The organism is Pseudomonas fluorescens, from assembly GCF_902497745.1.
GTDB classification, from domain to species: Bacteria; Pseudomonadota; Gammaproteobacteria; order Pseudomonadales; family Pseudomonadaceae; genus Aquipseudomonas; species Aquipseudomonas fluorescens_BM.
Genome location: NZ_CABVHJ010000025.1, coordinates 47259 through 67858 on the forward strand (window position 1 = coordinate 47259; position 20600 = coordinate 67858).

At 60.0% G+C, this 20600-nt stretch carries 17 protein-coding genes; 5 read left to right on the forward strand and 12 right to left on the reverse strand.

Features of this window, described 5'->3' with window-relative positions; translation table 11 throughout:
* Positions 1–48: 48 nt before the first annotated feature.
* The 6 genes from F8N44_RS27745 to F8N44_RS27770 are packed head-to-tail and all read right to left on the reverse strand — an operon-like array spanning position 49 to position 6765.
* Complete coding sequence (locus F8N44_RS27745; RefSeq protein ID WP_150652567.1) at positions 49–1377, reverse strand: DUF58 domain-containing protein; 1329 nt, start codon at positions 1375–1377, stop codon at positions 49–51.
* Positions 1374–2375 carry an AAA family ATPase gene (locus F8N44_RS27750; protein WP_141126337.1) on the reverse strand — a complete coding sequence of 334 codons (1002 nt, stop codon included), beginning with the start codon at positions 2373–2375 and terminating at the stop codon, positions 1374–1376. The genes F8N44_RS27745 and F8N44_RS27750 overlap by 4 nt, the downstream gene beginning before the upstream one ends.
* Complete coding sequence (locus tag F8N44_RS27755) at positions 2372–3535, reverse strand: DUF4350 domain-containing protein (RefSeq protein WP_150652568.1); 1164 nt, start codon at positions 3533–3535, stop codon at positions 2372–2374. Before F8N44_RS27755 ends, F8N44_RS27750 begins: the two co-directional genes overlap by 4 nt.
* A complete protein-coding gene (locus F8N44_RS27760; protein ID WP_150652569.1) occupies positions 3532–5079 on the reverse strand; it encodes a DUF4129 domain-containing protein in 1548 nt (515 codons plus the stop codon). The genes F8N44_RS27755 and F8N44_RS27760 overlap by 4 nt, the downstream gene beginning before the upstream one ends.
* Positions 5066–6043: a stage II sporulation protein M gene (locus tag F8N44_RS27765; RefSeq protein ID WP_150652570.1), complete on the reverse strand. Its 978-nt coding sequence runs from the start codon at positions 6041–6043 to the stop codon at positions 5066–5068. Before F8N44_RS27765 ends, F8N44_RS27760 begins: the two co-directional genes overlap by 14 nt.
* Positions 6040–6765: an RDD family protein gene (locus F8N44_RS27770; protein WP_150652571.1), complete on the reverse strand. Its 726-nt coding sequence runs from the start codon at positions 6763–6765 to the stop codon at positions 6040–6042. Before F8N44_RS27770 ends, F8N44_RS27765 begins: the two co-directional genes overlap by 4 nt.
* A 181-nt stretch (positions 6766–6946) precedes the next feature.
* Between F8N44_RS27770 and sbcB the strand changes: the two genes are divergently transcribed.
* Positions 6947–8377 carry an exodeoxyribonuclease I gene (gene sbcB, locus F8N44_RS27775; RefSeq protein ID WP_150652572.1) on the forward strand — a complete coding sequence of 477 codons (1431 nt, stop codon included), beginning with the start codon at positions 6947–6949 and terminating at the stop codon, positions 8375–8377.
* A 97-nt stretch (positions 8378–8474) separates the two neighbouring features.
* Here sbcB and mvaT read toward each other — a convergent pair whose 3' ends face one another.
* Entirely contained in the window at positions 8475–8852 is a 378-nt protein-coding gene (mvaT, locus tag F8N44_RS27780; RefSeq protein WP_007912775.1) for a histone-like nucleoid-structuring protein MvaT, read from the reverse strand.
* Between the two features lie 336 nt (positions 8853–9188).
* Between mvaT and purU the strand changes: the two genes are divergently transcribed.
* Positions 9189–10037 carry a formyltetrahydrofolate deformylase gene (purU, locus tag F8N44_RS27785; RefSeq protein WP_007912774.1) on the forward strand — a complete coding sequence of 283 codons (849 nt, stop codon included), beginning with the start codon at positions 9189–9191 and terminating at the stop codon, positions 10035–10037.
* 84 nt (positions 10038–10121) lie between these two features.
* Positions 10122–10298, forward strand: coding sequence for a hypothetical protein (locus F8N44_RS31450; protein ID WP_174245079.1), 177 nt, complete (start codon positions 10122–10124; stop codon positions 10296–10298).
* Here F8N44_RS31450 and F8N44_RS27790 read toward each other — a convergent pair.
* The 4 genes from F8N44_RS27790 to F8N44_RS27805 form a co-directional block, all read right to left on the reverse strand.
* Positions 10282–11280, reverse strand: a complete 999-nt coding sequence (locus F8N44_RS27790; protein WP_150652573.1) for a lysylphosphatidylglycerol synthase transmembrane domain-containing protein — start codon at positions 11278–11280, stop codon at positions 10282–10284. The genes F8N44_RS31450 and F8N44_RS27790 overlap by 17 nt on opposite strands.
* Entirely contained in the window at positions 11277–12053 is a 777-nt protein-coding gene (locus F8N44_RS27795) for a DUF2334 domain-containing protein (protein ID WP_150652574.1), read from the reverse strand. Before F8N44_RS27795 ends, F8N44_RS27790 begins: the two co-directional genes overlap by 4 nt.
* Positions 12046–13167 (reverse strand): glycosyltransferase family 4 protein, encoded by a 1122-nt coding sequence (locus tag F8N44_RS27800; protein WP_191630960.1) that lies wholly within the window; start codon positions 13165–13167, stop codon positions 12046–12048. Before F8N44_RS27800 ends, F8N44_RS27795 begins: the two co-directional genes overlap by 8 nt.
* Positions 13168–13433: 266 nt before the next feature.
* Positions 13434–15323: a methyl-accepting chemotaxis protein gene (locus F8N44_RS27805; RefSeq protein WP_150652575.1), complete on the reverse strand. Its 1890-nt coding sequence runs from the start codon at positions 15321–15323 to the stop codon at positions 13434–13436.
* A gap of 189 nt (positions 15324–15512) precedes the next feature.
* On the opposite strand from F8N44_RS27805, the gene F8N44_RS27810 reads away from it, so the two are divergent.
* Entirely contained in the window at positions 15513–17000 is a 1488-nt protein-coding gene (locus F8N44_RS27810; RefSeq protein WP_150652576.1) for a helicase HerA-like domain-containing protein, read from the forward strand.
* Between the two features lie 90 nt (positions 17001–17090).
* On the opposite strand, the gene F8N44_RS27815 is transcribed toward F8N44_RS27810, so the two are convergent.
* The gene (locus F8N44_RS27815) at positions 17091–17546 is read right to left on the reverse strand and encodes a DUF721 domain-containing protein (RefSeq protein WP_150652577.1); all 456 of its coding nucleotides are present in this window, start codon (positions 17544–17546) and stop codon (positions 17091–17093) included.
* Positions 17547–17854: 308 nt separating this feature from the next.
* On the opposite strand from F8N44_RS27815, the gene secA reads away from it, so the two are divergent.
* Positions 17855–20590 (forward strand): preprotein translocase subunit SecA, encoded by a 2736-nt coding sequence (gene secA, locus F8N44_RS27820; RefSeq protein ID WP_150652578.1) that lies wholly within the window; start codon positions 17855–17857, stop codon positions 20588–20590.
* The last annotated feature ends 10 nt before the right edge of the window (positions 20591–20600 follow it).

The window sequence follows — 20600 nt, forward strand, 5'->3', positions numbered from 1 at the left end:
TTTGCTAGCGAGCGATGCCTCCTCAGGTTGTTAACGACATTTCATCCTTCAAAATGCCCTCGTTCTCTTGAGTTCGAGGTAATGGGTCAGCAAATTGTCCCCAAGCTCGATCGGCCGAACATCCACCACAGCAACTCCATGAGCACTCAACCGCTCATGGAGTTCGCCCCGATCATTCAGATAACTCACCGCCCCGCAGTAAGCCATTGCCTCGGGCAACGTTTGCACCGGCGTGTTGCGCAACACATCGAGCGTATCTTCGCGCAGACTTGCCACTAGCACCCTGTGTTGTGCACTCAGGCGTTTGACCGCGCTCAGCAGTTCCTCATCGTCCTCATCACGCAGGTTGGTCACCAGCACCACCAGTGCCCGGCGTTTTTGTCGGGCCAGCAGCTGGTTCACCGCTGCCTGGTAGTCGGCCGGCCGTTGCGTGCTTTGAAGGTCATAAACAGCATTGAGCAATACACTCAGTTGCCCACTGCCTTTGACCGGTGCCACATAACGCTGATCACCGGCAAAGGTGCTCAGGCCTACGGCGTCGCCCTGACGCAATGCCACATAACTGAGCAGCAAACAGGCATTGAGTGCGTGATCGAAGTGCGACAGTTCATCGTCCTGACTGCGCATGCGCCGGCCGCAGTCGAGCATGAAAATGATCTGCTGATCGCGCTCGTCCTGATACTCGCGGGCAATCGGTGTGCGCTGGCGCGCGGTGGCTTTCCAGTCGATCTGGCGCAGGCTGTCGCCCTCACGGAATTCGCGCAGTTGGTGAAATTCCAGACCCTGACCGCGACGTTGCCGCTGGCGTACGCCGAGCTGGCTGAGCCAGTTGTCCACAGCCAGCAGTTCACCGCCGTAGAGCCGGGCGAAGTCGGGATAGACGCGGGTCTGGTCGCTGACAGTGAGCAGGCGTTTGCCTGACCATAATCCCAAGGGGCTGGGCAGGTTGACTTCACAGTGGGCGAAACTGAAATGCCCGCGTTTGATCGGACGCAGGCGATAGCCGAGCAGGCTGCGCTGACCCGGTTGCAATTGAGTCGCCAGCGGCAGGTTTTCGAAACTCAAGCCTTCTGGCGGGTGGTCGAACAGTTGAATGTGCATCGGCTCGCTGAAGTCATGTTCGACTTCCAGGCGCACTTCACCCCAGCGGCCGAGCGCAAGACTGCCGGGCATCTGCCGTGTGATGCGCGGTGTTGGCAGGCGTTGCAGGCGCAACGCATCCAGTATCGCCAGGGCCAACAGCGCCAGCAGCAGGCCCCAGTTGATCGATATCAGGCTGGCAGGGATGTCGACTTCCAGCGCCCGCAATGTACCCAGAACGATGCCGATGACCAGCAGCAAGGCGAGCCAGATCAACAGCAGGCGCGAGGGTTTCACAGTCGCGGCGCCGCAATCTGGTCGAGCAGTTGCTGGAGCACCTGATCGACCTGCAAACCTTCGATGTCCAGCTCCGGGGCGATACGCACCCGATGACGCAGCACGGCCAGCGCGCAACCCTTGATGTCGTCGGGAATCACGAACTCACCGCCGCGCAACAACGCACGGGCACGGGCGCAACGCACCAACGCAATCGAGGCGCGTGGTCCGGCGCCAAGGGTCAGCCCCGGCCAGGTGCGGGTGCTGCGCGCCAGACGCACGGCGTAGTCGAGGACCTGGTCGTCCAGTGGCAAGTCACTGGCAATCCGTTGCAAGGCTTGCACATCCTTGGCTTGCAACACGGTGCGCAACGGCTGCACATCGAGCATGTCGGCGCGGGTCGAACGACAGACCTGGCGCACCATGTTCAGCTCCTGATCGGCGTCAGGGTAGTCCATGCGCACCTTGAGCATGAACCGGTCGAGCTCAGCTTCCGGCAGGGGATAGGTGCCCTCCTGCTCGATCGGGTTCTGCGTGGCCAGGACCATGAACGGTTGCGCGATCGGCAGGGCGCGACCTTCGAGCGTGACCTGACGCTCCTGCATCGCTTCGAGCAGGGCGGCCTGGGTTTTCGCCGGGGCGCGGTTGATCTCGTCGGCCAGCAACAGATTGGTGAACAACGGGCCTTTGCGCAGTTTGAACTGCTCGGTTTGCAAGTCGTACACCGCGTGGCCGGTGACGTCGCTGGGCATCAGATCCGGAGTGAATTGAATTCGCGCGAATTCGCCTCCGAAGCAGCGGGCCAGTGCACGTACCAACAAGGTCTTGCCCAGCCCCGGCACGCCTTCGAGCAGCACGTGGCCACCGGCGATGAGCGCTGTCAGCACGTCGTCGATCACCTGATTCTGGCCGATCAAGGCCTTCTGCAATTCGCCGCGTACCGCTTGCGCCAACTGACTGGCACGCTGGCGTTGCTGGGCGGCGTGGCTGGCGCTGCCGGGCTCGATCTGTTCGGTCATAGCGTGTTCCTCAAGGTTTGCAGGTGGGCGACCTGGCGGCAGAAATCGGCGCTGGAGATCCGCCGGTTCGGCACCGGGCTCAAGGCCTGGCTGATAGCGCGAGTGGATTGCCGGGTCAGGCGCGACAACGCCAGCCATTGTTCGGCAACGTTCAATTGATCAAAGCCGGGATGGCGGCGGCGGGCGCGGCGCAGTACATCCTGTTGCAGGGCTTGCAGCAGCGCCTGCTGGCCGTTGTGGCGCAACAGGAAATCGGCGCTGGCGCGCAGGTGTTCCTGCAACTGTCGCCGCCCGCGCGGGGCCGGCATCTGAAGTGGACCGTGGCGCACACCGACATGCCACAGCCACAGACCAATCAACGCCAGCAGGGCAACGATGGCTTGCGGGAAGTAGCGCCAGAGCAAGGTCAACAGGCCATCGTGCGCGGTGTTGTAGATCAAGGTCACGTCGGTGTCGGCGCTCAGATACCAGAGCAGCCAGGCGTTGTCGTATTGGCTGATGCTTTTGTTCTTCCACAATTCGGCATCGGTGACCACGGTGATCGAGCCGAGTCTGTAGGGCAGTTGCATCATGTGCGTGGCCTTGGCGCTGTTGGCCCAGGCTTGCGCCAGATTCTTCGGGTCGTCGAGATGGAAATCGGTGTCGAAGCCGGCGTAGGCCGGTGCGTCTTCGTCTTCCAGATAGAGTCGGGTCAGTTTCGGAAAGCGTTCTGGTTCGACGTCTGCAGGCAAGTCTTTCAGATCCTTGCTCAGGGATTGATGCAGTTGCACCCGGTCGAGCAACAGGTCGTTGCTCTGCTTCGTCTGCTCATCCCACAGCGATTCGGCGACGAACACCAGTCGCCCGCCGGCCCGTGCCCAGTTCAATACCTGATCGACCTGACGCGGGGTCATTTGCGAGCGGTCGTTGAACAGCAGCAATGTATGACGGCGAGGATCAATGTCGGGGAGCACCGCGAGGCTTTCGGCATGGCCGACATTCAGGCCGCGTTCGCGCAAAAACAGCTCGGCTGCCAGATAAGGATTGGCTTGCACGGCAGGCGCAGGGCCGTGATCGATTTCTTCCTGATAAGGCGTGGCCTTGAGGTAGAGGAAAATGCTCAACGCGCCCAGCAGCAGCGCGACCAACGCAGCGACCGACCACCCCGTGCGGCGATTCATCGGACGGCTCCGGGGCCGAACAAGGCGCGCCAGCCATCACACAATTCCCGCTGCAGAGGCGCCGCCGGTACGCGATGACCGTAAGCCATGTTCTGCCAGTGGACAGTCAGATTGCGGCTGAAGGCGAGCAGTTCGGGACGTTGTAATTGCTCGACTTGCGCGAGCACCTGGAGTTCGGTGTCGGCGGGCTTCAGGGTCAGATCGAAATCGTGGAGCAGATGGCTGAGCAGCCCTCGATAGAGCAGGCCCAACGCTGCGCGGGGTTGGCTTTGCCACAGTTGTTCGGCGCTGGCAGCGATGTCGTCAGGCAAGGTGTCGCGGTTCAAGTCCAGACCGAACGCCTGTTGTGGCAACGCTCGTTTCGCCTTGGCAGGCAGCCTCGGACGGCGGCTGACGAAGGCTTGCAGAAACTCGCGATAACGCCAGAGCAGCCAGCCGATTGCTGCCAGGACCGCGCCCCACAACAACACTTCAATGATCTTCGCCAGCAGATTGAGGTGTTGCCCGTCGAGCCAGCCCAGCAGGGTTTTCAGCCACTGCGGCGCTTCACCCGGTGTTTGCGCTTCGGCAGGTTTCGCCGGGTCTTCGCCGAAGCGATAGCGGGTGACGTATTCCTTGTTCTTGAACGGCGGTTGTTCGAGCAACGCCTTGATGCTGTCCCGGGATGCCTGACTGGTGAGCGGCTGATTCAACAGTCGCGCTGCCTGTGGACTGTCATCAGGCTCGGTTGCCCACGCTGAAGGCACATTCGGCAGCACCAGACAGACCGCCAGCAGCAACCCCAACACACTGTTGTTCAGGCGCTGACGCAGGCGGCGGAACACCAGCTCGATATCCCATGCTTCCAGCTGTGTGCGGCGGTTCAGATAAAGGCTGAAGCCACAGGCGACGTAAATCGGTTCCCACACCACCAGCACCAGCGCATAGAAAACATTGGTCAGGTGTTCGAGCCAGCGCCAATCGTGATCCGCCGCGAATATCAGCGACTGCCAGTCCCAATCCGTTTCGATCTGCTGCGGCAACAGCATGTAGAACAACACCATCAGGCCGATCCACAATGCGCTCTCCAGATGCACGCCGATGAGGGTCAGCCATTGCGCGGCGCCGGCGTTGCGTTGCAGCAGAACCTGCAGGCGTTGTTGCCGAGCATTGCCGTCGAGGCCTTCGAGTTGCACCACTGGCAGCAGAAAGCTGCGGCTCAAACTCAGGCGGCGCCAGGTCAGGCTGGCCAGCAGTTGCGGTTTGAGCAGGCGCGGCCATTGGCGCAAGGCTTGTTTAAGTGTCGGCGTTTCGCCGAACAGCGCTTTCGACAGGATGTACAGCGGCAGGCGTTCATACGCCGGTTTCAGCCACCAGAAGAAAAACACCGCCAGTGACGGCGAATCCCAGAACAACAGGCTGAGCAAGGCGAACAGCGGCAGCGTGACGATCGCCCAACTGGTCATCAGCAGACGGCGATGTTGCTGGCTCATCAGCACGCCGAGGTCCATGGCTTCCCATGACGTGCGCGGACGTATCACCACGGTGGCGTCACTCAGGCGCATGGCGTGTCCTTCCGGCGAACAACAGATAGAGCGCGACCAATGCCCATAGCCCGGCGCCAACCAGATATTTGGTCAGTGGCGTGACACTGGTTTTCGATGACCAATAGGCTTCGATGAAGGCGGCAATCAACAGGAACAACATCACGCCGCAGACCAGCAACACGCTTTTGCGCGCCGCCCGTTGCAGCGCTTCGCTGCGGCTCAGCCGTCCGGGGGCGATCAGGGCCCAGCCGAGTTCCAGGCCGGCCGCCCCGGCGAGGGCAATAGCGGTGAGTTCAAAGGCGCCATGAGCGATGACGAATGGCCAGAAGGTCTGGCCGAAACCGATCTCGCTCAGATGCCCGGCGACCGCGCCGATGACCATGCCGTTGTAGAACAGAAAGAACGCACTGCCCACGCCCATCAGCAAACCGCTGGCGAAGGTCTGAAAGGCGATGCCGATGTTGTGCATCACGTAGTAACCGAACATCACCCAGTCTTCGCTGGCCGCGCGTTCGGCGGGGCGCCCGAGGTGGCCGGCGACCGGGTCATACATGCCTTGCATCTCACGCACCTGATCGGCGGGGATCAGGTTGTAGACCAGTTCGGGAAACACATACACCAACACGCCGACGCTGATCAGGCTGCCGAAGAACAGCAAAGCTGCGACCAGCACAAACGGCCACTCTGCGCGTACCAGACGCGGAAAGTCGGCAAGGATGAAACTCAGCAGGTTGGCGCCGAGGCGGCTGCGATGACGGTATAACTGCTGATGCCCGCGCAGCACGTGTTGTTGCAACGAATCAATGAGGAAACTGCTGTAGCCACGCTCCTGGGCCAATGCCAGATGCTGGCAAAGCCTGCGATAGGCCTTGGGAAAACCGCCGACTTGCGAGGTGTCCTTACCGCGTTCGAGGCGTTCGAGGGCCAGCGCAAAACGCTCCCATTCGGCCTTGTGACGCGTCTCGAAAAGGCTTTGCTTCATGACGTACCCAACAAACCGCGGGCGATGCCGTTGAGTTCAACGACCGCTTTGGGCGCGGAAATGTGCAGTGGTTGCGCGAGCAAGGCAGCCAGCTCATTGACCCGCGCTGGCGATAATTCACCTTGGCGCTCGGCAAAACCAAGCACGGCGCGTTGTTCTGCGAGAGTCAGGGTGACCGGCGAGCGCCGGGGTTCGGCATCAGGCAGTTGCGGTCGGGTCAACGGGCGTTCGCTGTAGACCACCAGTGTGCCGGCGGCGATGTCGCCGAGGCGTTTGAAGGTCGGGTGTTGCAGGCAACTGAGCGCGCCGAGGAAGTAGCCGAAGGGCAGCAGATCGACAAAGCGCAGCAAGTTGCGCAGCAGCGAGGCCGACCAGCCAACCGGTGTGCCGTCGTCGTGCACCACACGCAGCCCCATCCATTGTTTGCCCGGCGAGCGGCCCTGACGCAGCACTTCGAACAGCACCATGTACCACCAGCTGATCGCAAACAGCAGCAGCGAACCAAGACCCATGCCGAGCTTGCCGAGAAACGCCAGGGCGATGAACAGCATACTCATGATCACGCCGCGGATGGCCAGATCGATCGCGAAGGCCACGGCACGCACCATCAGCCCGGCCGGCCGCAACGGCAGGTCGATGCCTTCCGGCGTTTCGACCTGATGCCGCGTATCCAGCGGCGGGGCCAGCGGTGCTTTCCTTGGCGGTGCTGTGGGCTCGAGCATGGGCTACCTGATGTTCGCCTGTTCGGGGTGCAAGTGAGGCCGATGCTAGCAGCCTCTCGGGGGGAAACGACATAACTATGTATTGCACAGCGAGTGACACTAGGTGTTTGAATGTTTCAAGGCTGGCCGCGACAGCGGTCGAGCGCCTAGACTTCGCCGATCTTCAGTTCAGGAACCGCCCGTGACTTCAATCTTCTGGTACGACTACGAAACCACTGGCATCAATCCGCGCAACGATCGCCCGTTGCAGGTGGCCGGGATTCGCACCGACCATGCGCTCAACGAAATCGACGAGCCGGTGAATCTCTACTGCCAGCCCAGCGAAGACATCCTGCCGCATCCGGCGGCGTGCGCGATCACCGGTATCACCCCGGGTCAGCTCGCCGAAAAGGGTTTGAGCGAGGCGGATTTCATGACGCGGGTTCACGCTCAGCTGGCCGCCCCCGGCACCTGCGGCGCGGGATACAACACGCTGCGTTTCGACGACGAGATGACCCGCTACAGCCTGTATCGCAACTTCTTCGACCCCTACGCGCGGGAGTGGCAGGGCGGCAACAGTCGCTGGGATCTGATCGATGTGGTGCGCGCTGCTTACGCGCTGCGTCCTGACGGTCTGGTCTGGCCGACCGATGACGAAGGCCGGGTGACGCTCAAGCTCGAACGCCTGACGGCAGCGAACAATATCGATCATGGTCACGCCCACGAAGCCTTGTCAGACGTGCGCGCCACCATCGCACTGGCGCGGTTGATCCGCGAAAAACAGCCGAAGCTGTATGACTGGCTGTTTCAGTTGCGCAGCAAGCAGAAAGTCATGGACCAGATTCGCCTGTTGCAGCCACTGGTGCATATTTCAGGGCGTTTCTCGGCGGCACGCAGTTATGTCGGCGTGGTGCTGCCACTGGCATGGCACCCGAAAAACCGTAATGCACTGATCGTCTGTGACCTGCACCTCGACCCACAGGGCTTGCTCGATCTGGACGCGCAAACCCTGCGTCAGCGTTTGTACACGCGTCGCGATGATTTGCTGGAAGGCGAGTTGCCGGTGCCGCTCAAGCTGATTCATATCAACCGTTGCCCGGTGGTGGCACCGCTTGCGGTTTTGCGCGAGCAGGATCAGCAGCGTCTGGGGCTGGACATGGCGCTGTATCAACAGCGAGCACTGCGGCTAACTGACGCACAACAAGTTTGGAAAGATAAAGTTGCGGCAATTTATGCCAGCGAAGATTTCGCACCGAGCGAGGATCCCGAACAACAGTTGTACGACGGATTTATCGGTGACCGTGATCGACGTCTATGTGAGCAAGTGAGGAGCGCCGATCCGGCACAACTAGCGCAAGAGCAATGGCCTTTCGATGACGAACGTTTGCCCGAATTACTCTTTCGATATCGCGCGCGTAACTTTCCCGAGACGTTGAATTTCGAAGAGCAAGAACGCTGGAGATTATTTTGTCAGCAGCGGTTGTCCGCACCTGAATACGGCGCGCCGAATACCTTGAAGACTTTTAGCGAGGCGGCAGAGCAATGGTCACTTAATGCCACGCCGCTGCAGAGTGAGGTGCTCAATGAATGGCAGAATTATGTCCAGGCATTGCGCAAACGTTTGAATCTTTGAAATCGAACATGACCGGGCTTAAATGCCGTGCATAAAAAAACGCCAGCATTCGCTGGCGTTTGTTTTTTCGCGGATCGCTCTGCGAAAGCGTTGCGGCTTAGCCCAGCAGGGTAGCCCAGCCTTCAACCACGTCACCGCCCCACTTGGCTTTCCACTCTTTCAGAGTCTTGTGGTTGCCACCTTTGGTTTCGATGACTTCGCCGTTGTGCGGGTTTTTGTATTGTTTAACTTTGCGGGCACGCTTGGTGCCGGTAGTTTTTACTGCGCCGCCGCGTACTGCTTTGGTTTTTGCTTCCGGGTCCAGCAGCGCGATGATGTCACGCAGGGACTTGGAGTATTCGCCCATCAGGGTGCGCAGTTTGCCTTCGAATTCCAGCTCGGCTTGCAGTTTGTCGTCTTGCGACAGGTTCTTCAAACGGGCTTGCAGCTCTTTGATAGCTTCTTCGGTGGCGCGGTATTCGTTGATCAAGGACATGATTACTACCTTAGTAGAGTGCTGAATGGCAGGGGGACAGTGCCGCAATAATAGTCAGGCTGTTTCATCAAGTAAACATTTAACCGGAGTTTTTATTTAAATTAGTTACGAGAAACTGCCATCTATTGAATATTCAGTTAAATAGTGTGACCCAGTCATCACAGATATTCACAGTTGTCTGATCAAGCGATACCACGGGATCACTGTGAGGTGGACGATCACCCCGTCAAGCATCCGTAGCGCCGAGCCTCACCGGGGCCGTGCTGATCAATACTGCAGTTTTCCCGCGCAGCCGCTAGAATGGCGGCCTTTGCGAAGTTCTGGAGTTTCCCCCTCATGCGCACTTTTCGGCTGGTGATTTCTTGCCCGGACCGCGTTGGCATTGTTGCCAAAGTCAGTAATTTTCTGGCAGCCCACAACGGCTGGATCACCGAAGCGAGCCACCACTCGGACAATCAAGTGGGTTGGTTCTTCATGCGTCACGAAATTCGTGCCGATTCGCTGCCTTTCGGTATTGAAGTGTTGCGCGAGAAGTTTGCGCCGATCGCCGAAGAGTTCTCGATGGACTGGCGCATCACCGACACCGAGCAGAAAAAGCGTGTTGTGCTGATGGCCAGCCGCGAATCCCACTGCCTCGCTGACTTGCTGCACCGCTGGCACAGCGACGAACTGGACTGCGAAATTTCCTGTGTGATTTCCAACCATGACGACCTGCGCAGCATGGTCGAGTGGCACGGCATTCCTTATTACCACGTCCCGGTCAATCCGCAGGACAAGCAACCAGCCTTCGATGAAGTGTCGCGGCTGGTCAAACAGCACGATGCCGAAGTGGTGGTGCTGGCGCGCTACATGCAAATCCTGCCGCCAGACATGTGCCGTGAATATGCACATAAAGTCATCAACATTCACCACAGCTTCCTGCCGTCGTTCGTTGGCGCCAAGCCGTATCACCAGGCGTCGTTGCGTGGCGTGAAACTGATCGGCGCGACCTGCCACTACGTGACCGAAGAGCTGGACGCCGGCCCGATCATCGAGCAGGACGTGGTCCGCGTCAGCCACAGTGACAGCATCGAAGACATGGTGCGTTTCGGCCGTGACGTCGAGAAGATGGTGCTTGCTCGTGGCCTGCGCTATCACCTCGAAGACCGCGTGCTGGTGCACGGCAACAAGACTGTGGTGTTCTGATTCAAATCACACAGGCTTGAAAAAACCAAGGCCTGGGCGTTCAATCGCTCAGGCCTTTTTTTATTCAAGTCCGAGGAAAAGTTCATGAGCGATCCACTGGACAAAGCCACATCCAAAGCCCCGGCGACCCTCGGTGAAGGTTGTCTGAGCCGTTATGACCCGGAGGACATGAGCCCTGAAGATGGCACCGAGTTTCCCGGCGCCGCCGAGTTGTGGGAACAGCTCAAAGAGGATCAGGACGAAGCTAAGAAGCCTGCCTGACATTCATCAGTTTCTTCAGCAACGGTCGCCCGAGCATCAACAGAAACACCGGGCCACCCACCAATAGATAGAAGTAGTAGGTCACCACCCGCCAGATCAGAATCGCCGCCGCTGCGGTGGATTTCCCGATCATCGGCGCCAACAGTGCCGCCGATGTCAGTTCCGCCGCCCCCGCACCGCCGGGCAGCAGGCTGAATTGTCCGGCGCCCAGCGACAGCATCTGCACCAGAAAGCTCCAGGCCCACTGCAAGTCTGCGCCCAGACCGCGTACCGCCAGATACAACACGCTGTAGCGCAGCAGCCAATGCACGCACGTCAGCGCAAAAACCTTGACCAGTGTCTGCCAGGGCAACTTCAGCGTGTCGGTAAAAGCCGCGAGAAAGTGCAGCAACTTGCGCGCCCAGCGACGCCGGGTGCTGACCTTGACGTTGGCCCTTGCCAATAGACGCCCGCTCAGTCGAATCAACGCGCGATGGTAGCGCGCGACCAACACGCAACTGAACAGACCGCCAAACAACGACACGGCGCTGACGGTCAGGAGCCACTCCAGTCGATCGCTCAGATGCTGAAACAGCGCATAAATCAGAATCCCGCTCAGGGCGCAGAGAAAGAACAGCAAGTCGCTGAGCTGATCCATGGCAAACACCGCGCTGCCCCGCGCCGGGCGCACGCCCGATCGGGCCAGCAGGGCCATGATCGTCAGCGGCCCGCCACTGCCACCGGGTGTCGCGCAATAGGCGAATTCGGCGGCCATGACCACGCCAAGACTTTTCAGCGGCGTGACGCGGTCGCGTTGATCGCCGAGCAACAAACGCAAACGCAGGGTATTGATGCCCCAGCACAGCAGGATCATGCCGAACATCACCAGCAACCATTGCAACGGAAAGCTTTGCAGGCGCACCCAGGTTTCGCTGCCGCCGAGCACCACCGGGATCAGCACTGCCGCGAGCAGGCCGATCAATAACAGGATGCCGCGGCTCATGCCACGCGTTCCAATAGACCGCGCTGTTGAGCGAGCCAGTGCACTTTGGTCATCGGTACGCGTCCTTCCGCCAGCAATCGTTCAAGGGTGTGCAACCAGTAATCACGAGAGAATCTATGGCGCATGTCCACCGGGTGCAAGCCTAGCCGAATGACCGGCGCCTGACGCCAGCGCTGCTCCCGCTGCTCGCTGACAATTTTTGACAAGCCACGGCGCCAGGCGCTGCGGGCACTCCAGACCAGGCCCGGAGCGTTGATGGCGGTGAAATCCGGCAAGCGATAGAGATGCTGCGGATCACTGGTGTAGCTCAGCGGCAATTGGCGCAGTGCCTGGCGTGTGCCGTCGCTCATCAACCACGCCGGGGCGACGAAGCCGTGCAGTGGCCAGTCGTAGCGCCGAAACAACTCGATGCCAGCGCGCAGGCGGGCGAGGGCGGTTTCAGGGGGCAAACCGTAGAACTCGCCTTCGTGGGTGTAGATCCGGCGCATGAACCAGTCACGCGGGGTCGTCGGGCCGGGCTCCTGGTCATCATGGAAATAGCCGTGCAGAGCCAGTTCATCGCCACGGGCGACGCGCTCATCGAGCATTCGACGAAACGACGGGTGAGCCTGCAGGGCGTTGCGTCGATGGAAGTCCGGCACCACCAGCCAGGTCATCGGCACATGGCCCATTGCGTCGACGGCCTCGACAAACGGCTGGTAATCCGCCCATGTCGAGGGCGCCACATCGTGCAGCACCAGCAACACGGCAGGGTGATTCATCGACTCAGCCATTGACCACCCGTGGCAGTGCGTGGCCGAGGACGGCGTGATAGTGACTGAGCAGGCTGTCGACCACCGCATCCCACGCGTAATGTTGCTCGACATGTTCGCGCGCCTGTTGGCCAAGTCCCACGCAGCCACGACTGAACAGCTCGCGCACGGCATTGGCCATCGCCTGCGGGTTGTTCGGCGCACAGAGCAGGCCGCATGACTCGGTAACGATTTCTTCAAAGGCTCCCGCTGCCACGGCGACCACGGGAATGCCGCAGGCCATGGCTTCAAGAATCACCAGTCCGAAAGTCTCCTGATCACCGGCATGCACCAGTGCGTCGGCACTGGCCATCAACTGCGCGACTCGCCAGGCAGGGCAGAACTCGTCGATCACACTGACGTTTTCCGGCACCACGGCGGGCATCGATGAGCCGACCAGCAGCAGGTGATAACGCGGGCCGAGGCGTTTCATGCAGTTGAGCAGCACTGGCAGGTTTTTCTCTTTCGAGCCACGTCCGGCGAAAATCAGCAGGCGTGTGTCCTCGGCGATGCCCAGTTCTGCGCGCAGATTGCGGTCCTGCGCTTCAGGATGAAAGGTTTGCAGGTCCACGCCCAAGGGCTGCACGAAGACATTGCGCACGCCAAGTCCGCTGAGTTTGTCAGCCATCACCTGGCTGGGTGCCAGTACGCGGTCGAAGTTGCCGTAGAGCCGGGTGACATACGCCTCGATATTCGGCGTGACCCAATGCCCCATACGATTGCCGATCAGCAGTGGCAGGTCCGAATGATAAAAACCGATCACCGGCACATCCAGTTGTCGCCGCGCATCCAGTGCGGCCCAGGCCGTCAGGTAAGGGTCGCCGACTTCGATCAGATCGGGCTGCAAATCCTGCAGGACATTTCGCCAAGGCGCGAGGCGCAGCGGGAAGCGATACCCTTTGCCGAAGGGCAGGGCGGGGGCGGGAACCGTATAAACGCCATCGTGTTCACCGAAGTGCGCGCCGGGAATCAGCAGGCTGTGACGAATGCCGGGTTTGACTCCCAGCCGGCGATGCTTGGCATCCAGATAAGTGCGCACGCCACCGCTGGCCGGGGCGTAGAACATGGTGATGTCGGCGATATGCACGGTGATCATCCCTCCGCTGCGTGGTTCTCCCTTGGTTGACCTTTATCAATAATAGATGTTCGGTCGGGATTGCGCGGTGGGGCTGAAGAGCTGAAGAGCCCCTCACCCTAGCCCTCTCCCAAAGGGAGAGGGGACTGACCGAGGTGGGTGTTGAAAGTACATCGACCTGAGGGGCCTGAGTCGAACTCAGGTCTGGAAAATCCCCCGATCGGCTCCCTTCCCCCTTCGCCCCCCTGGGGGAGAGGGCTGGGGTGAGGGGGTAAGGCTCTTGATCTTCAGATGCGGAAGCTGCCAACCAACTGCTTCAGACGCGAAGCCTGTTGCTCCAGATCCGAACAAGCCCGCAACGTTGCCTGCAAGTTCTCCACGCCTTCCTGGTTCAGCGTGTTGATCTCGGTGATATCGACGTTGATCGACTCAACCACGGCGGTCTGCTCCTCGGTTGCGGTGGCCACCGACTGGTTCATCCCGTCGATCTCGCCAATGCGCTGCGTCACGCTGTTCAAACGCTCTCCGGCGAGGTTGGCAATCTCGACGCTGTCCTGACTGTGGCGCTGGCTGTCGCTCATGGTGCCTACCGATTCACGGGCGCCGACTTGCAGCTCCTCGATCATCGTCTGCACTTGCTGCGCCGATTCTTGCGTGCGGTGCGCCAGGTTGCGCACTTCATCGGCCACCACGGCGAAACCTCGGCCAGCCTCACCGGCACGCGCCGCTTCAATCGCCGCGTTGAGCGCCAGCAGATTGGTCTGCTGGGAGATGCTGGTGATCACTTCAAGAATCTGGCCGATGTTCACGGTTTTGCTGTTCAGCGACTCGATGTTGCTGCTCGACGCGCTGAGCATGCTCGACAGCTGATTCATCGCTTTGATGCTGCGATCCACCACTTGCTGGCCGTCTTCGGCGAGGCCGCGTGCATCACTGGCCTGATTCGACGCTTGTGCTGCATTGCGGGCGATTTCCTGCGCGGCGGCGCCGAGCTGGTTGATCGCGGCGGCTACGCTGCTGGTGCGCGAAGCTTGCTGATCGGAGTTGTACATCGACGAGTTCGACGCAGCGACCACGCGCAGGGCGACTTCGTTGACTTGTCCGGTCGCCGAAGAGACTTCACGGATCGAACCGTGAATACGCTCGACGAAACGGTTGAACGCGGTACCGAGGATGCCGAATTCATCGTTATTGACGATCGTCAGGCGTTTGGTCAGATCACCTTCGCCATCGGCAATGTCTTCCATGGCGCGGGTCATCACATGCAACGGCTGGATCAGCAGGCGGATCAGCATGCCGAGCAGGGCAATGATGATCGCCACGGCAATTACGGTCGCGATCACTGCCGAGGTGCGGAATTCGCTGAGCATCGCAAAGGCCTGATCCTTGTCCACCGACAGACCGATGTACCAGTTCACCGACGGCAGGCCTTTGATCGGCGCGAAGGTGACGATGCGGGTTTTGCCGTCGACGGTGACTTCACTGAAGTCGCTGCTGATGCGTGGGGTGTCCTGCGGATAGGCTTCCTTGAGTGATTTCATCACCAGCGCCTTGTCCGGGTGCACGAGGATCTTGCCGTCGGCGCTGACCAGGAACACATAACCCATGCCGTCGAAATCCCGCGCTGCGAGGGTGTCGACCAGCGATTGCAGACTCAGGTCACCGCCAACCACACCGACGCTCTGACCGGCCTTTTTCGAGGCGGTGGCGATGGAAATGATCAACTGGCCGGTGGCAGCGTCGATGTACGGTTCGGTCAGGGTCGAGGTGCTGCTGCTCTCGGCACCTTTATACCAAGGGCGCACGCGTGGATCGAAACCGTCCGGCATCTTCGCATCCGGGCGGATGGTGAAGTGGCCGGTGGCATCACCGAGGTAGGACGCCATGAACGTCGACGTCAGGGCTTTCTGTTCCAGCAGGCTGGCGACATTGGCCGGTTCCGGGTTGATGGCGATGTTCTGGGCGGCGTTCTCGATCAGCAGAATGCGACCGGTGAGCCAGGTCTGGATATTGCCGGCAGTGACTTCGCCCATCTCGTTGAGATAGTTGTTCAGGTCATCGCGGATCGCATTGCGCTGTAGCCAGTCGTTGTACAAGGTAAACGAGGCGAAGGCAGCAATGACGATAAGGGCGGCGGCAAGCAAAATTTTATGGCTGAAGCGCAGATTTTTGTTCATGGCTTGGGGTTCCGCTAAGGTCTTAATGTCCAGGGCGTGCTTTTATAGAGGCGCGCGAAATGGGCAAGGGTGAAAACAAGCTGATATTTCCGTCTCTCCTTAGGGAAATGTCCGGCCTGACTTGTGGTCGGGTCTCTCACTCTTCTTTATCGGCCATGCAGAATCAAAGATTAACCATTGGGTGACAAAATGCCTGACTCCTCGCAACTCGTAATCGGCGCCGATCTCGCAGGCCAACAGATTGCTCAGGCCATGCGCCTGGCGAACCGCCACGGATTGGTCGCCGGCGCCACCGGTACCGGTAAAACCGTCACCTTGCAGCGTTTGGCCGAGGCGTTCAGCGACGCTGGCGTCGCGGTGTTTGCCGCTGATATCAAGGGTGATCTGTGCGGACTCGGTGCGGCCGGCAACCCGCAAGGCAAGGTTGCCGAGCGCATCGCCGGGATGCCGTGGCTCAACCACAAGCCGCAGGCTTATCCGGTGACCTTGTGGGATATCCACGGTGAGTCCGGTCATCCGCTGCGCACCACGCTGAGCGAAATGGGCCCGCTGCTGATCGGCAGCCTGCTGGAGCTGACCGACAGTCAGCAGTCGGCGCTCTACGCAGCCTTTAAGGTCGCCGATCGCGAAGGTCTGTTGCTGCTGGATCTGAAAGATCTGAAGGCGCTGCTCAATCACCTCAAGGACAACCCGCAACTGTTGGGCGAAGACGCGGCGTTGATGACCACCGGTTCCAGTCAGGCGCTGTTGCGCCGCCTGGCGATTCTTGAGCAGCAGGGCGCCGAAGCCTTGTTTGGCGAACCGGCACTGCAACTCGAAGACATTCTGCAGCCGACCGCCGATGGCCGTGGGCGCATTCACTTGCTCGACGCCAGCCGTCTGGTGCACGAGGCGCCGAAGGTCTACGCGACGTTCCTGTTGTGGCTGCTGGCGGAGCTGTTCGAGCAGTTGCCGGAGCGCGGCGATGCCGATAAACCGCTGCTGGCGCTGTTTTTCGATGAGGCGCATTTGCTCTTTGGTGATACGCCCAAGGCTCTGCAGGAGCGGCTGGAACAAGTGGTGCGCTTGATTCGTTCCAAAGGTGTGGGCGTGTATTTCGTCACGCAGTCACCGGCGGACTTGCCGGATGACGTGCTGGCGCAACTGGGCCTGCGCATCCAGCATGGCTTGCGCGCCTTTACCGCCAAAGAGCAGAAATCCCTGCGCGCGGTGGCGGACGGCTTCCGGCCGAATCCGGCGTTTGACAGTTTGTCGGTGCTGACCGAGCTGGGGATTGGCGAAGCACTGGTCGGCACGCTGACGGAAAAAGGCACGCCGGAAATGGTCCAGCGCGTACTCGTGGCACCGCCGCAATCGCGGATCGGGCCGTTGACCGAGACCGAGCGCACGCTGTTGATTGCGGGTTCGCCGTTCAAGGGGCGCTATGACAAGCCGGTTGATCGGGAGTCGGCGTACGAAATTCTCATGGGCCGTAAAGGCCTGGCGCCTGAGGCCGAGGCACCCGCCGGCAAGCCAGCGGTTGAAGAGCCAAGCCTTGCCGACAGGGCAGGGGAGTTTCTCGGGACGGCAGCCGGGCAGGCACTGAAGTCAGCCATGCGCCAGGCTGCCAACAATCTCGGCAAACAACTGGTGCGCGGCCTGATGGGCTCTTTATTAGGCGGCAGCAAACGCCGCTAAAAGCAAAGATCGCAGCCTGCGGCAGCTCCTACAGGAGAATTGCGTTTCATCTGTAGGAGCTGCCGCAGGCTGCGATCTTTTGATTTTGCTTCAGGTTTTGGCCTTGGCGTGTGCCGCCAGGCGCTCCAGCGCCGCGCGCAAACCCGGATCACTGATCCCGTCCGCTGTAGCCTGAATTGTTGCCGCTGCATCCGTCGACAAGTCCATCGTGTGCCCGGTTGCCCCGCGTTGAACCGTCGGCGGCTGCACCTTGAATAGAATTCGCGTCAGACTGGCGAACTCGTCGAACATCTGCAATTGCCGCTGCAGGCGTTTTTGCTGGTAGCGCAAGCGTGTGGCCCAGTGGCCATCGGTGACAATCAGCAACAGACTGCCTTCGCGCCACGAGGCCACATGGCAGTGTTCGCGGGCGGCGGGTTGTAGTTGGCTTTCGAGCAGGCGTTGCAAATGACCCAGGCGCTGGGCGTGGCCGAGGATGGCTTTGAGCGGCTTGGCTTCGCGCAGTAGAACGGCGGGTGCTCTGGCCGTAAGAGGGCGAAATGCCATGATCGAACACCTGAAGTAACAGAAACGCCATGGTAGCAGAAAGGCCGAAATCACTCGCCCATTGCTTTTGCCCCCGCTTTACCCATTAAATCAACGACTAACTTCTGCCTTGTATGACTTGAAGTTGAGCAAAACGCCCCTATTTTAAGTGAGCCCCGTCAAAGCGCAGTGCCAGCATCGTGGAACATCGCCACTTTCCTCACTTCCGTTTCCGGGTAGAATGCTCGTTCGCATGCGGCCATGAGGGCTGCACGGGCGACGCTCACGGGGCCGCCCTCCATCCCTTTAGTGTGGAAGATCCTGCCGATATGTTTGCGCCTTTGTTAAAGAAACTTTTTGGAAGCAAGAACGAGCGTGAAGTCAAACGCATGCTCAAGACGGTGCAGCTCGTCAATGCCTTCGAAGAGCAAATGGTGGCCCTTTCGGACGATCAATTGCGCGCCAAGACCGATGAGTTCAAGGCCCGCATCGCCAAAGGGGAAACCCTCGACAAGCTGTTGCCAGAAGCCTTTGCGGTCGCCCGCGAAGCCGGCAAGCGCATCATGGGTATGCGCCACTTCGACGTGCAACTCGTCGGTGGCATGACCTTGCACGAAGGCAAGATCGCCGAAATGCGCACCGGTGAGGGTAAAACCCTCGTGGCAACGCTGGGCGTTTACCTCAATGCACTGTCCGGCAAGGGCGTGCACGTTGTGACGGTGAACGACTACCTGGCCCGCCGCGACGCCAACTGGATGCGCCCGCTGTATGAATTCCTCGGCCTGACCGTTGGCGTCGTGACGCCGTTCCAGCCGCCGGAAGAGAAACGTCAGGCGTATGCCGCCGACATCACCTACGGCACCAACAACGAATTCGGTTTCGACTACCTGCGCGACAACATGGCGTTCAGCATGGAAGAAAAATTCCAGCGCGAACTCAACTTTGCCGTGATCGACGAAGTCGACTCCATCCTCATCGACGAAGCGCGTACCCCGCTGATCATTTCCGGTCAGGCCGAGGACAGCTCCAAGCTGTACATGGAGATCAATAAACTGATCCCGCAGCTGGAACTGCACGTTGAAGAAGTCGAGGGTGAAGTCACCAAGGCTGGCCACTACACCGTTGACGAGAAGACCCGTCAGGTCGAACTCAACGAAGCCGGTCACCAGTTCATCGAAGACATGCTCACCCGCGTCGGCCTCCTGGCTGAAGGCGAGAGCCTGTACTCGGCGCATAATCTGGGCCTGTTGACCCACGTGTATGCCGGTCTGCGTGCGCACAAACTGTTCAATCGCAACATCGAATACATCGTGCAGGACGGCCAGGTCGTACTGGTTGACGAACACACCGGCCGTACCATGCCGGGCCGCCGTCTGTCCGAAGGCCTGCACCAGGCCATCGAAGCCAAAGAAGGCCTGAACATCCAGGCCGAGAGTCAGACCCTGGCCTCGACCACGTTCCAGAACTACTTCCGTCTGTACACCAAGCTGTCCGGCATGACCGGTACCGCTGACACCGAAGCGTTCGAATTCCACCAGATCTATGGTCTGGAAGTCATGGTCATTCCGCCGAACAAACCATTGGCGCGTAAAGACTTCAACGACCTGGTGTTCCTGACCGCCGAAGAGAAATACGCGGCGATCGTTACGGACATCAAGGAAAGCATGGCTGCCGGCCGTCCGGTGCTGGTAGGTACTGCCACCATCGAAACCTCCGAGCACATGTCCGCATTGCTCGTGAAGGAAGGCATCGAACACAAGGTTCTCAACGCCAAGTTCCACGAAAAAGAAGCCGAGATCATTGCGCAGGCCGGTCGTCCGGGCGCCCTGACCATCGCCACCAACATGGCCGGTCGTGGTACCGACATCCTGTTGGGCGGTAACTGGGAAGTTGAAGTTGCGTCGCTGGAAAACCCGACCCCTGAGCAGATTGCCCAGATCAAGGCCGACTGGCAGAAACGTCACCAGCAAGTGCTGGAATCCGGCGGTTTGCAGGTGATCGCGTCCGAGCGTCACGAATCCCGTCGTATCGACAACCAGCTGCGTGGCCGTGCCGGTCGTCAGGGTGACGCTGGTTCGAGCCGCTTCTACCTGTCGCTGGAAGACAGCCTGATGCGCATTTTCGCCTCTGATCGGGTGAAGAACTTCATGAAAGCTTTGGGCATGCAGCCGGGCGAAGCGATCGAACACCGCATGGTGACCAACGCGATCGAGAAGGCGCAGCGCAAGGTTGAAGGCCGCAACTTCGACATCCGTAAGCAACTGCTCGAGTTCGACGACGTCAACAACGAACAGCGTAAAGTGATCTATCACATGCGTAACACGTTGCTGGCCGCCGACAACATCGGTGAAACCATCGCCGATTTCCGTCAGGACGTGCTCAACGCCACCGTCAGCGCGCACATTCCGCCGCAATCGCTGCCAGAGCAGTGGGACGTGGCCGGTCTGGAAGCGTCGATTGCCAGCGATTTCGGCGTGACACTGCCGATCCAGCAATGGCTCGACGAAGACGATCACCTGTACGAAGAAACCCTGCGCGAGAAGCTCATGACCGAGCTGATGGCGGCGTACAACGAGAAAGAAGACCAAGCCGGTGCCGACGCACTGCGCTCCTTCGAGAAACAAATCGTGCTGCGCGTACTGGACGACCTGTGGAAAGACCACCTGTCGACCATGGATCACCTGCGTCACGGTATCCACCTGCGCGGTTACGCTCAGAAGAATCCGAAGCAGGAATACAAGCGCGAGTCGTTCACGCTGTTCTCCGAGCTGCTCGATTCGATCAAGCGCGACTCGATCCGCGTGCTCTCGCACGTTCAGGTTCGCCGCGAAGATCCGGAAGCCGAAGAGCAACGCCTGCGTCAGGAAGCCGAAGCACTGGCCGCCCGCATGCAGTTCGAACACGCCGAAGCGCCAGGTCTGGAGCAGCCGGAAGTACTGGGTGAAGAGGTCGATGTCGCCCTCGCCACCGCCCCGGTTCGCAACGAGCAGAAGCTGGGCCGCAACGAACTGTGCTACTGCGGTTCGGGCAAGAAATTCAAGCATTGCCACGGGCAGATCCAGTAAAACCCGTTTC